Here is a 17,693-nt window from a genome sequence, read left to right as displayed (position 1 = left end):
AGCCAGGATCAAACTCTCCATAAAAGTAGTTTGAAAGCTCATTTGCTTTGCTAGCGATTTAACTTAATTAAAAGTTATAATCTATTGTTTGCTTCATTTAAGAAGCTTGTTTCATTAACGTTGCTTGTTCAGTTTTCAAGGTTCATATAGCTCCAAAAAGGAACTTCTCAAGGTTACCATTTTAAAGTTATCATGTCAATAACATTTTGATGTATTTTTTAGTAATTCACTGACTCGAAATATTATATTACATTAAAATTCTGAAGCCAATAATTATTGCAAAATATTTTTTGAAGTAACCATCCTCTTAAGGACAATTAATAATATACCTTAAAAGGATGTATAAAATCAAGCTTTTTTTCTAAAAATCTTTTTCACATCAACAACGAATAACATTATCCCTAAAATTACGATTAAACCACCTACTATTTGAGAAGCAGTTAAATACTCATTAAAGATATACATCGCCAAAAGTGCCGCCCCTACAGGCTCAAACAAAATAGCAATGGAAATTACATTTGTACTCACCCATTTTAATGACCAGTTAAAAAGATTATGCCCTAATAAATTAGGAATAATCGCCAACAATAAAAACCACATCCAATCAATCGCTGGGTATGGACCGAATGATTCTCCTTTTACAATAATATAAAAGAATAGTGTAATCGTACTTACTGAATAAACAACCACTGTATAAGTTACAAGTGACAGTCTCTTTCTAACATCTTGACCAAACAATAAATATCCGGTTACTAATGCACAGGCAATTAACGCTAAAATATCACCAAAAAGTGCTGAACCGCTAATTTGAAAGTCCCCCCAACTAATCAGGACACTCCCTAAAATTGCTATAGCACCTGCCACAAACGTCTTTAATGTAATTTTCTCTTTAAAAAACAGATAGGTTCCGATAAATGCGAATAAAGGCTGCATTGTAACCAACACAGTAGAGCTTGCAACGGACGTGTAGTTTAGTGACTCAAACCACAAGATAAAGTGAAAGGCTAAAAAGATTCCTGCTATCGAAGAAAAGAACCAATCCCGTTTTGTTAGCATTTTGATTTCATGGCTATATTTCATTAAAAACCACGGTAGCATAATTATTATTGAAAACAACATACGATAAAATGCAATAACACCCGAATCTGCACTAGCCAGTTTTACAAAGATTGCAGAAAGGGAAACAGAAATTACACCTATCATAATTGGGATATATGGATGAATTGGTGGTCTTTCCACAAAAATGCCTTCTTTCTATATAAATAGTTTAGTATCCGATACATTTTCAATCTTACATACTAACTTTAACAAACTATACCTTATTAAAGGATTTTTTTCGATAAAGTTTGAATTTCATTCTATATAGAAAGGAGATCATGACATGGAATGGTTAGCCACCGATAAATTCACTTCAGAAATTTTATTAAAATTACTATTTGCGGCTACACTAAGTTTAATCATTGGGATTGAGAGGGAATTAAAAAAGAAGCCAGTCGGTTTAAAAACGAGTTTGGTGATTGCTACATTTAGCTGTTTGCTTACAATCATTTCAATCGAGACTGCTTATTCAACGCCTGCACGAGATGATATCAACATTACGATGGATCCATTACGTTTAGCCGCTCAAATTGTTAGTGGTGTTGGATTTTTAGGGGCTGGAGTTATTTTACGTAAAGGCAATGACAGCATTACAGGTCTTACAACAGCAGCCATGATCTGGGGGGCTGCAGCAATTGGTATTGCAGTTGGTGCAGGTTTTTATATAGAAGCATTCATTACCGTTCTTATTGTCGTATTAGGTATTGAACTTCTTGCCCCTCTATTGATGAAGTTCGGACCGAAACGATTAAGAATGCGAGAAGTTTCTTTAGCTATCATTACTGAACAAGCAGAGAATATAAATAATTTGATGGATTATATGAAGAAATATGATATGTTCGTTGAAAATGTAAGCATTCGAGATGTATCCAACTCCGAGAAAATATTGCACGAAATTGATATTCGGTTTTCTACTATTGAAACAAATAATACAATCGAGCTATATAACCGACTAAGAAAGCTAAATTTTGTTCAAAATATTAAAATTGAGTATTTAGATTAATGGAGGAAAACGCATGGAAGAATTATTTAAGTTAATAAAAGGTGGTAATAAACCATCCTTAATTGCCGCTTTTGTCAATTCATTTTTAGGCATTATAAAAGGGGTTGCGTTCTTCTTCACTGGCAATGTCGCCATGTTCGCAGAGATGATGCACTCATTCGGGGATGCTGCAAACCAATTTTTCGTATTTATCGGTTCCGCGTTATCGAAAAAAGCTCCAACCCCAAGATTCCCCAACGGATATGGGCGTATTGTTAACTTAGTATGTTTAGGAGCTGTTTTAATTGTAGCTATTCTTTCTTATGAAACAATTAAAGAAGGATGGCATCACTTCCTACATCCCGCTACAGAATCTTCAGGGGTAGCTATTGCACTTGGCGTATTAACTCTCGGATTCGTATTAGAATTATTCGTCCTAAACAAGGCCGCAAAAGAAGTATTGCATGAAGTAGGGGTAGAACGTAAAGGGATTGCAATTGTTCAATCGGCTAAGTATCTGAAACGCGCAAAACCGGCTACAAAGCTCGTTTGGATGGAAGACTTAGTGGCAACTTCAGGAAACCTTCTTGCATTTTTGGCTATTGTCATTGCATACTTTACAGACTTTTACCGATTAGAAGGAATTGTTTCAATTATCATCGGTTTAATGATGTTTTATGTAGTAGGACGTGTCTTTTTGGATAATGCACGTGGAGCTATTGGTGAAACAGACGAGGAAATGCTAGTTCATATCGGAAACTTAGTAATGGAAGATCCTCACGTAAAGGATATTGCACGATTGGAAGTTATAAAAGAGGGCGAATTTTTGCATGTCGAATTAATTGCTGAAACAGATCCTAGTCTATCACTCGCATATTTAGATGATGTACGAGATCATTTAACTACCCTACTATTAAACCAAAAAGGGGTTACAAAGGTGACAATGGCCTTTGATGAAGATGACGGGGATCGTGCGTGGAAACATACTGTCACAAAGCCCGAAACGGAAAAAGGAATGATTTAATTAATTTTTATAATTAAAGGGAAGCTGGTCCAATAGCAGACCAGCTTCCCTTTTATAATTGTTATAATGACATTTCCAAAATTTTTCGTACGTCCTCTGCTTCAAGCTTATTGAAGTTTCCGAATGGACCATATACTAGGCAATGCTCAACCATTCCTTCAAAATGACTTGCATCGATTTCAAACTCTGCTAAGCGGTTTGGTGCACCTATAGATGTCCAAAATGCTGATAATGCCTCGATTCCTTCCATCGCAACCTGCTCATCAGTTTTGCCTGTTGCATCAATATTGAATACATTGATAGCCAACTTTGCAAATCGTGCGGGATTGACGTGTAAATTGTGCTTCATCCAGTTAGGGAAAATAATCGCTAAACCACTTGCATGTGCGATATCATAGTAAGCTGAAACAGCATGTTCAATATTATGTGTCGCCCAGTCACCACGGGAACCTAGTGATAAGAAGCCATTTAAGCCAATCGTTCCTGCAAGCATCAATGTTTCACGGTGTTCATAATTGAACGGATCCTCTAAAGCTTTAGGAGCAACTTCAATTAAGGTACGTAAAATCCCTTCACTCATTTCATCTGTAATCGGTGTGTTTGTCGCATTGTTAAAATATTGCTCAAGGATATGTGACATCGTATCTACAACACCATTTACTGTTTGATTTGCAGGCACCGTAAATGTATAGGAAGGATCTAAAATCGAAAACTTAGGGAACACAGCAGGGCTGCCCCATCCGTACTTTTCTTTTGTTTCCAAATTAGTAATAACCGATCCTGAATTCATTTCTGATGCTGTTGCCGCTAACGTTAATACAGTCGCCAAAGGTAATGCTTCCAATGCCAACACTTTCTTCGTTACAATATCCCAGGCATCTTCTTCGACTTTAGCTCCTGCCGCAATTAATTTAGAGCAGTCAATAACCGAACCGCCACCTACCGCCAATACGATGTCAACATTATGTTGCTTACAAATTTCAATTCCTTTTCTTGCCGTTTCCACACGTGGATTCGGTTCAACACCTGATAATTCAAATACATTCATATCCAAATCATTCAAAATTGACATGATTGATTCGTAAACACCATTAGCTTTAATACTTCCGCCGCCATATACAATTAAAATGTTTTTCCCGTATTGCGGAAGTTCCATTCGTAAGTTTTCGATACTTCCCTTACCAAAGTGTATTTTTACCGGATTGTAAAATGAAAAATTGTTCACTTATAATTCCCCCTATTTTCAAAAAAAGCCTCACCCCACATTGGGAGTGAGACTTTATTTTATAATGATTATACCCATCCACGGAAGCGAGAAGCCTCGGCAGTTCGGCGTACCCCTACCATGTAGGCAGCTAAACGCATATTAATATTGCGATTTTGCGCTGTTGTATATACATTATCAAACGCTGTAACCATTTTTGCATATAATTTCTCACGGACTTCTTCTTCAGTCCAATAATAACCCATATTATTCTGAACCCATTCAAAGTAGGATACTGTTACACCGCCTGCAGAGGCTAAAACATCCGGCACTAACAGAATGCCACGATCTGTTAAAATCTTAGTAGCTTCTGCAGTAGTTGGACCATTTGCCGCTTCTACAACGATGTTCGCTTTAATATGGTGCGCATTGTCAGCTGTAATTTGATTTTCAATTGCAGCCGGCACTAGAATATCGCAGTCTAATTCCAATAGTTCCTTATTTGAAATAGTGTTCTCAAATAGTGTTGTTACAGTACCGAACGAATCACGTCGGTCCAATAAATAGTCAATGTCCAAACCATTAGGATCATGTAATGCACCGTGCGCATCTGAAATCCCGATTACTTTTGCTCCTAAATCGCTCATGAATTTCGCTAAGAAACTACCAGCATTCCCGAAGCCTTGGATAACAACACGTGCACCTTTAATTTCGATCCCGCGTTTTTTTGCTGCTTCCTCAATTACAATTGTTACACCTTCAGCCGTCGCACGATCGCGCCCCTGTGAGCCTCCAAGTACAATTGGTTTACCTGTGATAAATCCTGGCGAGTTAAATTCATCCATACGGCTATACTCATCCATCATCCAAGCCATAATTTGAGCATTTGTGAACACGTCTGGAGCTGGAATATCTTTAGTAGGACCTACTACTTGACTAATAGCACGGACATAACCACGACTCAAGCGTTCGATTTCACCCATTGACATTTCACGAGGATCGCAAATAACGCCGCCTTTACCTCCACCATAAGGAAGGTCGACAATACCACATTTCAATGTCATCCACATAGAAAGCGCTTTCACTTCTTCCTCCGAAACCATCGGGTGGAAACGTACTCCGCCCTTTGTAGGACCAACTGCATCATTATGTTGTGCACGGTAACCTGTGAATACCTTAGTCGTACCGTCGTCCATTTTTACAGGAATTCGTACTGTTAACATACGGACAGGTTCCTTTAGCAATTCATACATTGCCTCATCATAGCCTAGTTTATTTAATGCCTCATGAATTACTTCTTGAGTAGATGTGAATAAATTTAAATTTTCAGCCATTATATTATTCGCCTCTTTAAAATTATTGTATTTGTGTCTTTCCGCCAACATTGTAACATACTTCATTCAGAGTTTGTTAAATATTTCGTCACATTTTAAGCACTTTTATTATTTCAATAATAATTTATGAAAAAAAATACTTTTTAAACCATGTTTATTCTTAATTAACCTATTTTCCGCATTTAAAAACACACCTCATTATCCTTTTATATAATGAGGTGTGCTATTTAATGTCCAGATTGTTCAATCCAGTCCTTTAATTTTTCCTTTAAAATCTGAAAACCATCTGCATCTACTTCATCTACCCGATCTTGTAAAGAACGGCGAGGTTGCATATCCCTTTTCCGATGAAAGGGTACTTCTTGAAGTTCACGAATGGATAAGCTTATTTTTTTTTGATCTGTATCTACATCTAAAACCTTTACTTGTATTTCATCACCAACGGATAAAAATTCACTAACATCCTTCACAAAACCATATGTGATTTCAGAAATATGCACAAGCCCTTGCGTAAATTCATCTAAAGCAACAAAAGCTCCGTATGGTTGTATTCCTGTTACTTTACCGGTTAACACGTCACCCACTTCAATTTTTTTTGCCATACTTTGTTCCTACCTTCTTTTCGTATATACGTAAATGTCATGTTAAATTATAACATATGAAGCTTACAGTAACAAAGAATCGTATTAGTCTAGCGTTTTTCTATCAATAATTATAATAAAAACCCAATAATTAAAATTATTTTATTGTTTGTTGCATGGAATTTATCATTTCACTAAATCTTTTTTGCAAAATTTGCGAATATTATTGTAAAATGTTTATTTGCATACACATGAGGAGGTTGTCTTTTGTCATCTAGAGATCAATTTACATCTAAGATTGGATTTATATTGGCTGCTGCAGGTAGCGCAATCGGTCTTGGAGCTATTTGGAAGTTCCCTTATATGGCGGGAACAAATGGTGGTAGTGTTTTTATTTTATTATTTGTATTATGTACAGTTTTGATCGGGTTACCGATTTTAATTGCTGAGTTTATGATTGGACGAAGAGGTCAAAAAGATCCGATTACCTCTTTTAAAGAGCAGGCACCAGGAAAGCCTTGGTTTATGATTGGATGGATCGGGCTAGTTGCATGTGGACTCATCCTATCGTTTTATAGTGTCGTTGGTGGCTGGATATTGAGCTATATTGTCAGAGCAACTACATTTTCCCTTACTGGTCAAGGGAATGACTTTGGCGCATTATTTACGGATATTATTTCAAATCCAATGGAAGTCCTAATTGCACAGGCATGCTTTATGATTTTGACTTTAGTTATCGTCCAAGCCGGCATTAAAAACGGAATCGAATCGGCTAGTAAATGGATGATGCCATTATTGTTCATTTTTTTCATCTTGCTATTTATCCGTTCGATTACATTAGAAGGAGCCTTTGAAGGTGTAAAATTCATGTTTATTCCTGATTGGTCCTATTTAAATGGTGAGACATTAATTTTAGCATTAGGACAGGCCTTCTTTTCACTAAGTATTGGCGTCGCTGCGATGATTACTTACGCATCTTATCTATCTAGAAAAGAAAAAATCGTAACTTCGGCTATGAATGTTGCAACGTTGAACATTGCGATATCATTATTAGCGGGTCTTGTAATTTTCCCGGCAGTTTTTGCACTTGGCTTTTCTCCTACAGAAGGACCTGGCTTAGTCTTCATTATGATTCCTGCAGTATTTGAGCAATTGCCGTTCGGTAGTTTTTTATTGCTTGTCTTTTTCATCTTATTGCTCTTTGCCACTGTCACTTCTTCCATCGCCTTATTAGAAGTAGTTGTTTCAATTGGTATACGCGAAAAAACAGAGCAACGTAAAAAAGCATCTACGTTATTTGCTGCCATCATTTTTATCGTAGGTATTCCAAGTGCGTTATCATTTGGTATTCTGTCCGACATATCGATTTTTGATCGCTCTATTTTCGACTTTGTGGATTATGTAACGAGTGCGATTTTAATGCCAATTGGTGCCCTTTTAACTTCGCTATTTGCTGGATACCATTATTCCAAGAAAATTTCACGTGAAGAAATCCAGGCATCGCCAATTTTATATACGGTCTGGCTATTCATCGTACGCTATTTAGCACCTATCTCCATCGTTGCTATTTTTATTAATAAAGTTTTCTTTAGCTAATTTTAAGGACTTGTTCGAATTAAATTTCGAACAAGTTTTTTATTTTTGTCATAAAAAGGTGATTTCATCAATAGTTCTACATATTATAATTAAATAAAAAGAATATATTGGAAGGATGTGCACCAAGTGAAATTACAGCTTCATGAACAGTTAAAAATATTGCGTCTAGAAAAAAACTTATCCATTGAAGATCTTTCAAAAAAGACACAAGTAGGCATTGAAAAGCTGACAGCCTATGAAAAAGGTGACCAAATCCCTTCGACGCAGACAATATTATTATTATCGACGATTTTGGAAGTACCTGTATCAAATTTAATGGATGGCTTAAATTTAAAAGCGAGCGGCCTCAGCTAAAGGTCGCTCGCTTTTTTTAAATTATGCATTTCGCTTCGAATTTTACAGCAATTAATTTATATGCAATAGCTACACAGCGTTCAAAAGGAATCCATTGTTCAAATGAATATTCATAAACTTTTTGAATTACTTTTGCCAGCTCTGTTGGATCATCTATTCCTTGTAATGCGGCTACAACATCAGCTGTCTCCGTATCATAGCTATTAATACCAAATCCGAATGGATCCCAGTTTTGTAATATATGAACACACTTTTGATTCATTTCAATATTTTCCATTTCCCTCACCTTAATACTCTCTTATAATAGTTGTATGATAACATAAGTAAAAATAAATTCTATAGAAAAGAGGTTTATTATGACTTTTTTTAACGAAATTCATGAGCGTCGAAATTCCAATTCAATTAAATGGGATATGATGAATGTTGTATACAATTTAGATGATACTTCAAATATTTTACCAATGTGGGTGGCTGATATGGATTTCCCCCCTCCCCCAGCAATGATCCAGGCTATAAAGGAACGCTTGGAGCATCCTGTATTCGGCTATACATTTGCGAACGACGATGTAAAAGATGCAATCGTCAAATGGTTTGAAACACGTCATGAGTGGCGAATTGATCCAACTACCATTCTATTCCAACCTGGTGTAGTGCCTGCAATTGCTACAATAATTGAGACATTCACAGAAGTGGGAGACAAAATTGCCATGTCTACTCCGGCATATCCCCCATTCTTCAATGTCCCAAAAGACCAGATGCGGGAAGTCGTGACTTGCGACTTAACAGAAAAGAATGGAATTTATACAATTAATTTCGAGACACTAGAAGAAGTTTTCCGTACTGGTGTTAAAATGTTTATTCTATGTAATCCACATAATCCAGCAGGTATTGTTTGGGGGCGTCAAGAACTTGAACAGCTTGTCGCATTATGTATTCAATATGATGTGTATTTATTATCCGATGAAATTCATGCAGACATTTTAATTCAGAAAGCCTATACACCTATTTTAACGTTGGCAAATGCTGATGAAGCAAAAATCATTACTTGTATTGCGCCTACAAAAACATTTAATATAGCGGGCATTCACGCTGCAATGATTGTTGCGCCTAATAAAGAGTTATTTACAGCTCTCGGAAAAAACTCGCAGGCACATGGAAACCTCGGCTTAAATACTTTTGCATGCACCGCTGTAAAATCTGTCTATAATGATGGTGGCGCATGGTTAGATGAACTGCTTTTATACTTAAAAAATAATATGGAATATGTTGCACAAGAATTAAATGCGATTGAAGGAATTACTGTAAAAATTCCTGATGCAACCTATTTAATGTGGATAGATTACCGCGCAACTGGCATTGAAGAAAAGGAAATGATGAATCGACTTCTAACAATCGGACAAGTTGCTCTAGATCCTGGTACGAAATACACTGAAGCAGGTCGAGGCTTTTTACGAATCAATGTTGCATGTCCATTTGATACGTTAAAAGATGGTGTTGAACGCATTAAAAAGACTTTGCAAACATTTAAATAACAAAATAAAGGGGCTATCCGGAAAATTTTCGGATAGCCCCTTCTACATTATGATTATTGTTTTTGTAACTGTTCCGATGCCTGTTCTTTAGCCATACGCTCATTACGTTCCTTTAATGCGCGTTCTTCTAAAACTTTTGCTTGTGCAGCTTGGCGAGCAGCGATACGACGAATAAAACGGAATGTAGCAAAAACAATAATCAGTAAGATTGCGAATTCAATTGCAGCGGGAAGATATAGTGATTTGTCTTCCGGAAAATACAAAAAGCCACCAGAGAAATTCATTAAAAATTGGTTCACGTGCTCACACTTCCTTTAAAATTTAGTCAATTACAGTGATTGACTCAATCTTAACATCTTCTTTTGGTTTATCGTGCATATTTCGGTCAACGTTCGTAATTTTGTCAACAACATCCATACCTTCCACTACTTGTCCGAATACAGTATGTTTACCGTCCAACCATGGCGTACCACCGTTTTTCTTGTATACTTCTACATCTTCCTTCGACCAACCGCGTACTTCCATTTGTTTTAGCATAGATACTTCTACTTGTGGTGCTTGTACGATGAAGAATTGAGAACCGTTTGTGCCTGGGCCAGCATTAGCCATTGATAAAGCACCACGGATATTTAATAATTCAGGAACACACTCATCTTCGAATGTACCGCCCCAGATTGATTCTCCGCCCATACCTGTACCAGTAGGGTCGCCACCTTGAATCATGAACTTTGGAATAACACGGTGGAAAATAATACCGTTATAATAACCTGATTTCGCGTGACCTAAAAAGTTTTCAACTGTTTTTGGTGCGTGCTCTGGGAATAATTTAATTTTGATTGAACCCATTGTTGTGTTCATTTCTACCATTACTTCGCCTGGATTTAATTCTTTTGATAATTGTGGAAACATTTTTGTCTCTCCTTTAAATAAATTATGGAATGGTTGGGTATAGGTAATAGAACCGAACTTCCCCTTTTCTACCAAGTTTCAGTTTACCATAACTCTGTTATTTTAAGCTAATAACATGTGAAGGACTTCCTTCGTATTACGAAATAAGTTATACTATATTACAAATATTATGGAAGAATGTGATTAATTTGAAAAATATGAGACATAATTTCATCATCATTTTAGTAGCAAATTTTATAGTTGCAGCGGCCGCTACGATGATCATGCCGTTTTTGTCTTTATATATTGATACGTTAGGAGATTTTTCAGACGACTACGTTCAAACGTGGGCTGGTTTAATCTTCGCTGCGACCTTTGTTACGGCATTTTTAATGTCACCTATTTGGGGGAGAATAGCGGACAAGTACGGGTACAAACCCATTATGATTATTAACTGCTTTGGTGTAGCAACAAGTATTTTTTTGATGGGTTACGTCCAAAATGTTGAGCAATTTTTCGTATTAAGGTTAGTGATGGGTGTCGTAACCGGCTTTATTCCAACTTCTATCGCCTTTATAAGTAGGCATACGCCAAAAGAAGTTGCTGGAAAAACGTTAGGCACTCTGCAAATGGGGAGCGTTGGCGGGACATTATTTGGTCCTGTTTTAGGTGGACTAATGGCAGATACATTTGGCTTTAAATATACATTTATTATTACGGCAGTTGCGATTGGTATTGCGGCGGTAATTATCATTGTGGGTATTCATGAACCGACCATTGTACGTAAAACAAAAAATGCAATTTACGCAAGCAAGAATGTGATTTGGGCAATTTTTCATCATCGATTAATTATAAACGTCATGCTTGTAACAACATTAATTCAAATCGGAAACTTTAGTATTCAGCCTTTGCTGTCACTCTATGTTTCAGAGCTTACTCCTTCACAGGAAGTCGCATTGCTTGCGGGTATTACTTTTAGTGCTGCAGGGCTCGGAAATATTTGCTTTGCCAGGTTTTGGGGGAAATTAAGTGACCATTACGGCTATGAAAAAATATTATCCTATTTATTAATCGTTGCTGTAATAATCATTATTCCCCAAGCTTTTGTAACAGAGTTATGGCAGTTAATTGGATTGCGCTTTTTATTCGGAATTGTTTCAGGAGGGCTTATTCCAATCACTTCTGCTCTTATTCGCCGGGAAGCTCCAATCGAGGTTCAAGGGGAAATTATGGGCTACAATCAAAGTTTCCGTTTCCTTGGCAATATTCTGGGACCGGTTTTGGGCGGAGTAGTTGCTAGTATCGGCGGTATTCACTCAGTATTCTATTCAACTAGCTTATTATTTTTAATCGCGTTTATTGTCATGTCATTTTTGAAAAAACTACCTGAGCAAAATATGAAGGAGCTCTTAAAAAACCATGCTTAAATCTATATGAATATGGTATTCTTTTTTAGAATACAACATCTAGTGAAAATTAAATTTCGTTAGATGTTGGTGAACATATACATATGGGGGCCGATTAAAAGATGAAACAAACATTCGGCTACATAGTCATTTTATGTAGCATCCCTTTACTCCTATTAATCGGTAGTGAAGTATGGAAGGAAATAGGGAAAGCCAGACAACATGAACAACTAATCACACAATCTATTGAGCTTCCTGAAGTCGTCTCAACATTACCAATCAATTTATATGATGCTAATAAGGATATTTTCAGCGAAGAATATACAGAATGGTCACAGCCCCTTGCCTTGAATGAAATACCTGAAATAGTAAAACAGCTATTTATTTATAGTGAAGATGAAAACTTTTACAATCATATTGGTTTTGACGTAAGTGCCATAGCTCGGGCATTTATTGCTAATACGTCCGAACAATCCATTCAACAAGGTGGGTCTACCATTACGCAACAGCTTGTAAGAATGCGCTATTTGTCTACAGACAAAACATATGAACGGAAATTAATGGAGCTTTTTTATGCATATGAAATAGAAAAGACCTATTCAAAAGATGAAATTCTTGAAATGTATTTAAACGAAATGTATTTTAGCAATCAAGTTTATGGAATCGGGGCTGCGGCAACTTATTATTTTAATCGCCCGTTAACAAAGCTTTCGCTTGCTGAAATTGCTTTTATCGCAGCAATTCCTAATAGCCCATCCTTATACGATCCTATTCATCATTTTGAAAACACAAAAAATCGCCAAGAACGATTAATCGATAAGCTCACGGAACATGGTGCTATTACTGCAACAGAAGCGACTGCCTATAAAGATGAAATAATTCAATTGGAAGTAAAACAAAAGACTCAACAATATCCTAGTTACAGCACATTCGTCTTGCAGGAGCTAAAGTGGCTTATCGCAGAGCAAACTGGCTATCGCGAACTTATTGACAAGACTTCAGATAAAATGGAAAAGGAATTTTTACAATTAGAGCTTCAAAAGAAAATTGATTTGATACTACGTCAAGGTATCAATGTATATACAGCACTTCAACCGGAAAAACAGCGTCAAGATGAAATAGCGATCAATCGTATCTTACCGAATACCGATTTACAGGCAAGTGCAACTGTTATTGATAATGAAACACGGGAAGTTGTCAGTATTTTTGGTGGCAAAGATTATAAAAAGCACGATTTACACCGCGCTTACCAAGCACCTAGACAGCCAGGCTCTGCATTTAAACCGATTAGTGTATTTGCACCTTATTTTGAAACGACTACCGGTACGAAAAATTCGATTATAAATGGTGGTCCGTATTGTATTGGCAACTTTTGTCCAGAAAATTACGGCCGCATTTGGTATAACAATGTAACTGTTGAAACAGCTTTCAAAAATAGTATCAACACAAGTGCACTCCGAATTTTTAATACGGTTGGAGTCGATACAGCTTTTTCTTATATAGATCGATTCGGCTTTCAATCAATAGTGGACAAAGATCATACTTATGCGGCAGCATTGGGTGGATTAACATATGGGGTAACATCACTTGAACTGGCCGATGCCTATTCTAGCTTTATTGATGGCTTTTACTCACCTGTACGTAGCATCCGTAAAGTGACAGACTTAACAGGAAAAGTGCTTTATAGCTGGTCTCGTGATCGTGAGGAAATTTGGTCTGCAACAACGACGAAAACGATGCGTGATTTATTGAATGCAACTGTAACAAGTGGTACTGCGCGTGGTCTTTATAGTGCTTCAGGCTATGTCGGCGCGAAAACAGGTACGACAAATGCATTTAAAGATTACTGGGTAGCAGGGCTAACAAAAGATTATACAACGGCTATTTGGATTGGATATGACAAACCTCGATCAATGGACTCAATTGAAAGTTCTAAAATTCATTTTTCAATATTTAATGCGATAACAGATTAAGTATGTAGAAACAGCAAAATAATATAAAAAAGCTTGTTAACTATTGTATAGCGCACCTCCCCCGCTAAAATGCTAACAAGCTTTTTTAATTTTATGCAAATGGCAAACCCGCAAGTATTCCATTGTAGAGCTTAACAATCGCATAGACGATTAACGCCAATAATACTGACCATGTAATTATTTCAAAAAAAATTAAGCCAATCACACCTGCAATGGACATATACTGACTCATTTTATAGACATTGTAAATAAAATAACAAAATACTGTTATTAAAAAAACTATGACTAGAATGGGTAATGATTGAAATCCGATGATAGAAGCAAATGCTCCGAAAAAGAAGATAACATATCCACCACGAGCTACATGAATTGTTTGCCCCTCTTTATCTTTTGAGAAAAATAACATTCCTAGCTCATGGACAGTTTCTCCTATAAGCTTTAACGCTGAGAATAGCATAAAAAATAAAAGTGCAAATACAATCAGTAGTACGAAACGCAATTCCAAATCCGATAAAAACTCACGCATACCGTTGTATACACCAATCGCGTGAAGTAATTGTAAGGATTCAGATATAGCAAACATACTGAATGAAAAGCTAAATAAAATGATTGTAATTAATGGTAAGTAGCCATATAAATATGGGTTTTTCATAATTTTATTTCCCTCAAAAATCGTAATATTTCCTTCTTCCATCATAGCCAACAATACTGTTACGAGCAAGTATGTCTTTACCTATAATTATTGCCTGTTTACCAATAACGTCGTCGGTATGGTGGATAATTATAAGGTGGGTAGTAGTAATTCGGTGGATAATTTGGTGGGTATGGTCCGTATGGTGGGTAATTAGGTGAGTACCTGTTATTAAGTGACCCCCCTAAAAAGCCTCCTAGAAAACTACCTAAAAACGGAACACCAAATGGATATACAAACCCTGCATTATTATATGGGTTACGATTAACCATGTTTATGTCCTCCTCCCTTATGAATAGTGTATTCATAATTTATAGGGCCGTTAGTCAATTGCCTAAAAATAAAAGATGTCCTGTAAGTTTTATACCTACAGGACTTCTTCTCAATATATTAATTATCGCGCAGCTCTACTAATGTAGCTAACGTACGTACCATGACGCCAGTTCCACCTTTTGGTCCTAAAGCATGTGGTGCACCCGCATCTGATGTACCTGCAATATCAAGGTGAATCCATGGCGTTCCTTCAGCAAATTCCCCAACAAAGCCACCACCGAAAATCATATGACCATCACGTCCTGGAGAGTTATTTAAATCCGCGACTTCTGATTTTCGAATACGCTTTTTATCGCTTTCTGTTAATGGTAATCGCCAAACAAATTCGCCTGTTTCTATCGCCGCTTCCATAAACTCTTCGAAAAACTCCTCGTCGTTTGTTAAAGCACCCGTTTTATCTTTTCCAAGTGCAACAATTACTCCGCCCGTTAAAGTCGCAACATCGATTAAGTAGTTGGCACCTTGCTGTTTAGCATATGTCATGGCATCCGCCAATACTAAACGCCCCTCCGCATCAGTATTAAGTACTTCAACTGTTTTTCCATTGTACATTGTAATGACATCATCCGGTTTAAACGCTTCCCCTGACACCATATTGTCTGTCGAACCGATAACTGCCACTACATTTTGCTTTGGACGTGTTTCGCCAATTATACGCATCGCACCAAGTACGGCTGCAGCACCACCCATATCACCTTTCATACCAACCATACCGTCACGAGGTTTTAAAGAATAGCCGCCTGTGTCGTATGTGACACCTTTGCCGACAAAACCAATTACGTCTTCCCACTCCGGTTTGCCCTGATATTTAATCGTAATTAAACGGGGCTCTTCTACAGAACCTTTGTTGACAGATAAAATACCACCCATACCTAATTCTTCTAGCTGTGTTTTATTTAAGATTTCTACTTCCAGATCATAAATATTAGCAAGCTCTGTTGCATAATCAGCTAAATCAGTCGCTGTTAGTAAATTCGGTGGGAGGTTAATTAAAGTACGCGCTTCATTTACTGCGTCTGCATATACTTTCCCTATCTCGAAGTTTTCTACAACATCCTCTATGTTCGCCTCTGTCACAAATTGAACTTGATCTAAGTAAGTGTTTGGTTCATTAGAAGTAGTTTTATAGCTTAATGTTGTATAGTAGCCTAAGTTTAACCCTTCTCCAGCTAAATACGCGACTTCTGTTTCTTCAAATTGGTCTGTAGTAAATGATTCTACCCATATTGCGATATCACTCACTTTTGCCGCTTTTAATTCTTTTCCTACCGTTGCAAATGCTTCACGTAGTTCATTTGCTGTCATATGTTTGCGCTCACCTAGACCAACAAAATAAATACGCTTTAGTGATGTATGATTTCCTGAAAACGGCAATTTCGTAATTGTTTTAGAATCTGTTGAAATCTCTCCAGCATGAAGCCATGTATTAATTGTCTCTCCATAAAAATCACTAAAAGTTGACCAGTTTTTCATTTGCTCGCGGTGCTTTTGTACACCGATGATTAACGTCTCAGAAGTCTGTGTTTCAAATGTTCTTGCCTTTGCTTCAATATTCATATTGTAAAACCTCCTATAGTATAGCTTTATTATATACAAAATCAGTTAATTCGGGTAACGAAATAAACAATTATTTTATTTTTCTATGAGTTTAAATTCAATCCAACATAGGAAAAATGATATAATTATGGCAATTATGAGAAAGTGGGTGTAATTATCGAACTTCTGCAAAATACGCCACTTTGGCTCGGGATTTTCGCAATTGTTTTTGCACAAATATTAAAGGTTCCGATTAATTTTATTATCACTAAAAAGTTTGACTGGAGCCTGCTAACTTCTACAGGAGGTATGCCTAGTTCCCATTCTGCTGCTGTGACGAGCATTGCCACTGCAGTTGGTATTGAGGCTGGCTTTGATTCTGTAACTTTTGCTGTTGCCGCAATGTTAGCCGGGGTTGTAATGTATGATGCGAGTCATGTACGCTTTCAGGCTGGACAACATGCAGCGGTATTAAACGAAATCCGACATGACCTTCAGCTATTTTTTGATGAAATCAAACGTTGGCCTGAAATGAATGAGCAAGAAAAAATAGAAGATTTAAAAACATTATTAGGTCATAAAAAAAGTGAAGTTTTCATTGGGGGACTTGCTGGAATTGCGCTCGCATTAATCTGGTATAGTGTTCAAGGGTTATAAAAAAAGGATCTGTTAAAAGTTTAGATTTCTTTTAACAGACCATTTTTTATTTTTAAAACATCCGATAACCTGCCTTTCGAAGAGCGATCATAACGAATCCCGCTACAATTGCGCCTCCGAAGCCACCCGCTAAAATTAATATATCAACGAGCTGTAATGCCTGAATTTTATCTAATAGTGCAGAAAATGCCATACTAGGTTTAAAGATATAATCTAAAAACCTTACCTCATCAATAATAAAAATTACGACAACCGGATAAACAATGGCCATTAACCATGTCATACGCAATAACATATTCAATAAAAATCCGATTCCGAAAAACATGACAAAAAATAAAACGATTGAAATGATTAACTGTACTAATGAAACATCATTCATGTTATGTATACCCCCAATAACCTCTCATAATTTTACATGATATAGTGGGTACTTTCAATTCAACATCCATAATAATGAACAGGAGATTAAAATTGTCAATACTTCTCCATAAAGTAAATTGTTTT

General features: G+C 36.7%; 19 protein-coding genes. 8 read left to right on the top strand and 11 right to left on the bottom strand.

Annotated features, from left to right (window positions below):
• Nucleotides 1–348: 348 nt before the first annotated feature.
• Entirely contained in the window at nt 349–1,239 is an 891-nt protein-coding gene (locus tag H9632_RS09500; protein WP_191703868.1) for a DMT family transporter, read from the bottom strand.
• Between the two features lie 142 nt (nt 1,240–1,381).
• Between H9632_RS09500 and H9632_RS09495 the strand changes: the two genes are divergently transcribed.
• Both H9632_RS09495 and H9632_RS09490 read left to right on the top strand, forming a co-directional pair.
• Nucleotides 1,382–2,101 (top strand): MgtC/SapB family protein, encoded by a 720-nt coding sequence (locus tag H9632_RS09495; protein WP_191703867.1) that lies wholly within the window; start codon nt 1,382–1,384, stop codon nt 2,099–2,101.
• A gap of 13 nt (nt 2,102–2,114) precedes the next feature.
• A complete protein-coding gene (locus H9632_RS09490) occupies nt 2,115–3,104 on the top strand; it encodes a cation diffusion facilitator family transporter (protein ID WP_191703866.1) in 990 nt (329 codons plus the stop codon).
• A 61-nt stretch (nt 3,105–3,165) separates the two neighbouring features.
• Here H9632_RS09490 and H9632_RS09485 read toward each other — a convergent pair whose 3' ends face one another.
• The 3 genes from H9632_RS09485 to yugI form a co-directional block, all read right to left on the bottom strand.
• Nucleotides 3,166–4,329 (bottom strand): iron-containing alcohol dehydrogenase, encoded by a 1,164-nt coding sequence (locus H9632_RS09485; protein ID WP_191703865.1) that lies wholly within the window; start codon nt 4,327–4,329, stop codon nt 3,166–3,168.
• Between the two features lie 68 nt (nt 4,330–4,397).
• A complete protein-coding gene (locus H9632_RS09480) occupies nt 4,398–5,642 on the bottom strand; it encodes a Glu/Leu/Phe/Val family dehydrogenase (protein WP_191703864.1) in 1,245 nt (414 codons plus the stop codon).
• Nucleotides 5,643–5,869: 227 nt separating this feature from the next.
• Nucleotides 5,870–6,244 (bottom strand): S1 domain-containing post-transcriptional regulator GSP13, encoded by a 375-nt coding sequence (gene yugI / locus H9632_RS09475; protein ID WP_191699868.1) that lies wholly within the window; start codon nt 6,242–6,244, stop codon nt 5,870–5,872.
• Between the two features lie 246 nt (nt 6,245–6,490).
• On the opposite strand from yugI, the gene H9632_RS09470 reads away from it, so the two are divergent.
• The gene (locus H9632_RS09470) at nt 6,491–7,819 is read left to right on the top strand and encodes a sodium-dependent transporter (RefSeq protein ID WP_191703863.1); all 1,329 of its coding nucleotides are present in this window, start codon (nt 6,491–6,493) and stop codon (nt 7,817–7,819) included.
• 126 nt (nt 7,820–7,945) lie between these two features.
• Complete coding sequence (locus tag H9632_RS09465) at nt 7,946–8,173, top strand: helix-turn-helix domain-containing protein (protein ID WP_191703862.1); 228 nt, start codon at nt 7,946–7,948, stop codon at nt 8,171–8,173.
• Between the two features lie 16 nt (nt 8,174–8,189).
• Here H9632_RS09465 and H9632_RS09460 read toward each other — a convergent pair whose 3' ends face one another.
• On the bottom strand, nt 8,190–8,450 hold the full coding sequence (locus H9632_RS09460; protein ID WP_191703861.1) for a DUF1871 family protein: 261 nt from the start codon (nt 8,448–8,450) through the stop codon (nt 8,190–8,192).
• Nucleotides 8,451–8,529: 79 nt separating this feature from the next.
• Between H9632_RS09460 and H9632_RS09455 the strand changes: the two genes are divergently transcribed.
• The gene (locus H9632_RS09455) at nt 8,530–9,705 is read left to right on the top strand and encodes a MalY/PatB family protein (protein ID WP_191703860.1); all 1,176 of its coding nucleotides are present in this window, start codon (nt 8,530–8,532) and stop codon (nt 9,703–9,705) included.
• Between the two features lie 53 nt (nt 9,706–9,758).
• Here the strand turns inward: H9632_RS09455 and H9632_RS09450 are convergent, their stop codons facing one another.
• Nucleotides 9,759–10,004 carry a hypothetical protein gene (locus H9632_RS09450; RefSeq protein ID WP_318247690.1) on the bottom strand — a complete coding sequence of 82 codons (246 nt, stop codon included), beginning with the start codon at nt 10,002–10,004 and terminating at the stop codon, nt 9,759–9,761.
• A gap of 22 nt (nt 10,005–10,026) precedes the next feature.
• Nucleotides 10,027–10,614 (bottom strand): peptidylprolyl isomerase, encoded by a 588-nt coding sequence (locus H9632_RS09445; RefSeq protein ID WP_191703859.1) that lies wholly within the window; start codon nt 10,612–10,614, stop codon nt 10,027–10,029.
• A gap of 188 nt (nt 10,615–10,802) precedes the next feature.
• On the opposite strand from H9632_RS09445, the gene H9632_RS09440 reads away from it, so the two are divergent.
• The gene (locus H9632_RS09440; protein ID WP_191703858.1) at nt 10,803–12,020 is read left to right on the top strand and encodes an MFS transporter; all 1,218 of its coding nucleotides are present in this window, start codon (nt 10,803–10,805) and stop codon (nt 12,018–12,020) included.
• A 101-nt stretch (nt 12,021–12,121) separates the two neighbouring features.
• The gene (locus tag H9632_RS09435) at nt 12,122–13,972 is read left to right on the top strand and encodes a transglycosylase domain-containing protein (RefSeq protein ID WP_191703857.1); all 1,851 of its coding nucleotides are present in this window, start codon (nt 12,122–12,124) and stop codon (nt 13,970–13,972) included.
• Between the two features lie 91 nt (nt 13,973–14,063).
• Here H9632_RS09435 and H9632_RS09430 read toward each other — a convergent pair whose 3' ends face one another.
• The 3 genes from H9632_RS09430 to H9632_RS09420 form a co-directional block, all read right to left on the bottom strand.
• Entirely contained in the window at nt 14,064–14,624 is a 561-nt protein-coding gene (locus H9632_RS09430) for a YufK family protein (protein ID WP_191703873.1), read from the bottom strand.
• A 98-nt stretch (nt 14,625–14,722) separates the two neighbouring features.
• On the bottom strand, nt 14,723–14,935 hold the full coding sequence (locus H9632_RS09425) for a hypothetical protein (RefSeq protein WP_191703856.1): 213 nt from the start codon (nt 14,933–14,935) through the stop codon (nt 14,723–14,725).
• Nucleotides 14,936–15,053: 118 nt separating this feature from the next.
• Nucleotides 15,054–16,553 carry a leucyl aminopeptidase gene (locus tag H9632_RS09420; protein WP_191703855.1) on the bottom strand — a complete coding sequence of 500 codons (1,500 nt, stop codon included), beginning with the start codon at nt 16,551–16,553 and terminating at the stop codon, nt 15,054–15,056.
• 144 nt (nt 16,554–16,697) lie between these two features.
• Here H9632_RS09420 and H9632_RS09415 point away from each other — a divergent pair, with 144 nt between their 5' ends.
• A complete protein-coding gene (locus tag H9632_RS09415; RefSeq protein ID WP_318247689.1) occupies nt 16,698–17,189 on the top strand; it encodes a divergent PAP2 family protein in 492 nt (163 codons plus the stop codon).
• 52 nt (nt 17,190–17,241) lie between these two features.
• On the opposite strand, the gene H9632_RS09410 is transcribed toward H9632_RS09415, so the two are convergent.
• Nucleotides 17,242–17,568, bottom strand: coding sequence for a YuiB family protein (locus tag H9632_RS09410; protein ID WP_191703854.1), 327 nt, complete (start codon nt 17,566–17,568; stop codon nt 17,242–17,244).
• Nucleotides 17,569–17,693: the final 125 nt, after the last annotated feature.

It is taken from the genome of Solibacillus merdavium, assembly GCF_014836935.1.
GTDB classification, from domain to species: domain Bacteria; phylum Bacillota; class Bacilli; order Bacillales_A; family Planococcaceae; genus Solibacillus; species Solibacillus ferritrahens.
This window is presented reverse-complemented; position numbering and strand designations above follow the sequence as displayed.

What these genes read in the sequence shown, in the direction of transcription:
- H9632_RS09495 (WP_191703867.1), top strand. Translation starts at nt 1,382, where the DNA reads ATGGAATGGTTAGCCACCGATAAATTCACTTCAGAAATTTTATTAAAA.
- H9632_RS09490 (WP_191703866.1), top strand. Translation starts at nt 2,115, where the DNA reads ATGGAAGAATTATTTAAGTTAATAAAAGGTGGTAATAAACCATCCTTA.
- H9632_RS09480 (WP_191703864.1), bottom strand. Translation starts at nt 5,642, where the DNA reads ATGGCTGAAAATTTAAATTTATTCACATCTACTCAAGAAGTAATTCAT.
- yugI (WP_191699868.1), bottom strand. Translation starts at nt 6,244, where the DNA reads ATGGCAAAAAAAATTGAAGTGGGTGACGTGTTAACCGGTAAAGTAACA.
- H9632_RS09460 (WP_191703861.1), bottom strand. Translation starts at nt 8,450, where the DNA reads ATGGAAAATATTGAAATGAATCAAAAGTGTGTTCATATATTACAAAAC.
- H9632_RS09455 (WP_191703860.1), top strand. Translation starts at nt 8,530, where the DNA reads ATGACTTTTTTTAACGAAATTCATGAGCGTCGAAATTCCAATTCAATT.
- H9632_RS09445 (WP_191703859.1), bottom strand. Translation starts at nt 10,614, where the DNA reads ATGTTTCCACAATTATCAAAAGAATTAAATCCAGGCGAAGTAATGGTA.
- H9632_RS09435 (WP_191703857.1), top strand. Translation starts at nt 12,122, where the DNA reads ATGAAACAAACATTCGGCTACATAGTCATTTTATGTAGCATCCCTTTA.
- H9632_RS09430 (WP_191703873.1), bottom strand. Translation starts at nt 14,624, where the DNA reads ATGAAAAACCCATATTTATATGGCTACTTACCATTAATTACAATCATT.
- H9632_RS09425 (WP_191703856.1), bottom strand. Translation starts at nt 14,935, where the DNA reads ATGGTTAATCGTAACCCATATAATAATGCAGGGTTTGTATATCCATTT.
- H9632_RS09420 (WP_191703855.1), bottom strand. Translation starts at nt 16,553, where the DNA reads ATGAATATTGAAGCAAAGGCAAGAACATTTGAAACACAGACTTCTGAG.
- H9632_RS09410 (WP_191703854.1), bottom strand. Translation starts at nt 17,568, where the DNA reads ATGAATGATGTTTCATTAGTACAGTTAATCATTTCAATCGTTTTATTT.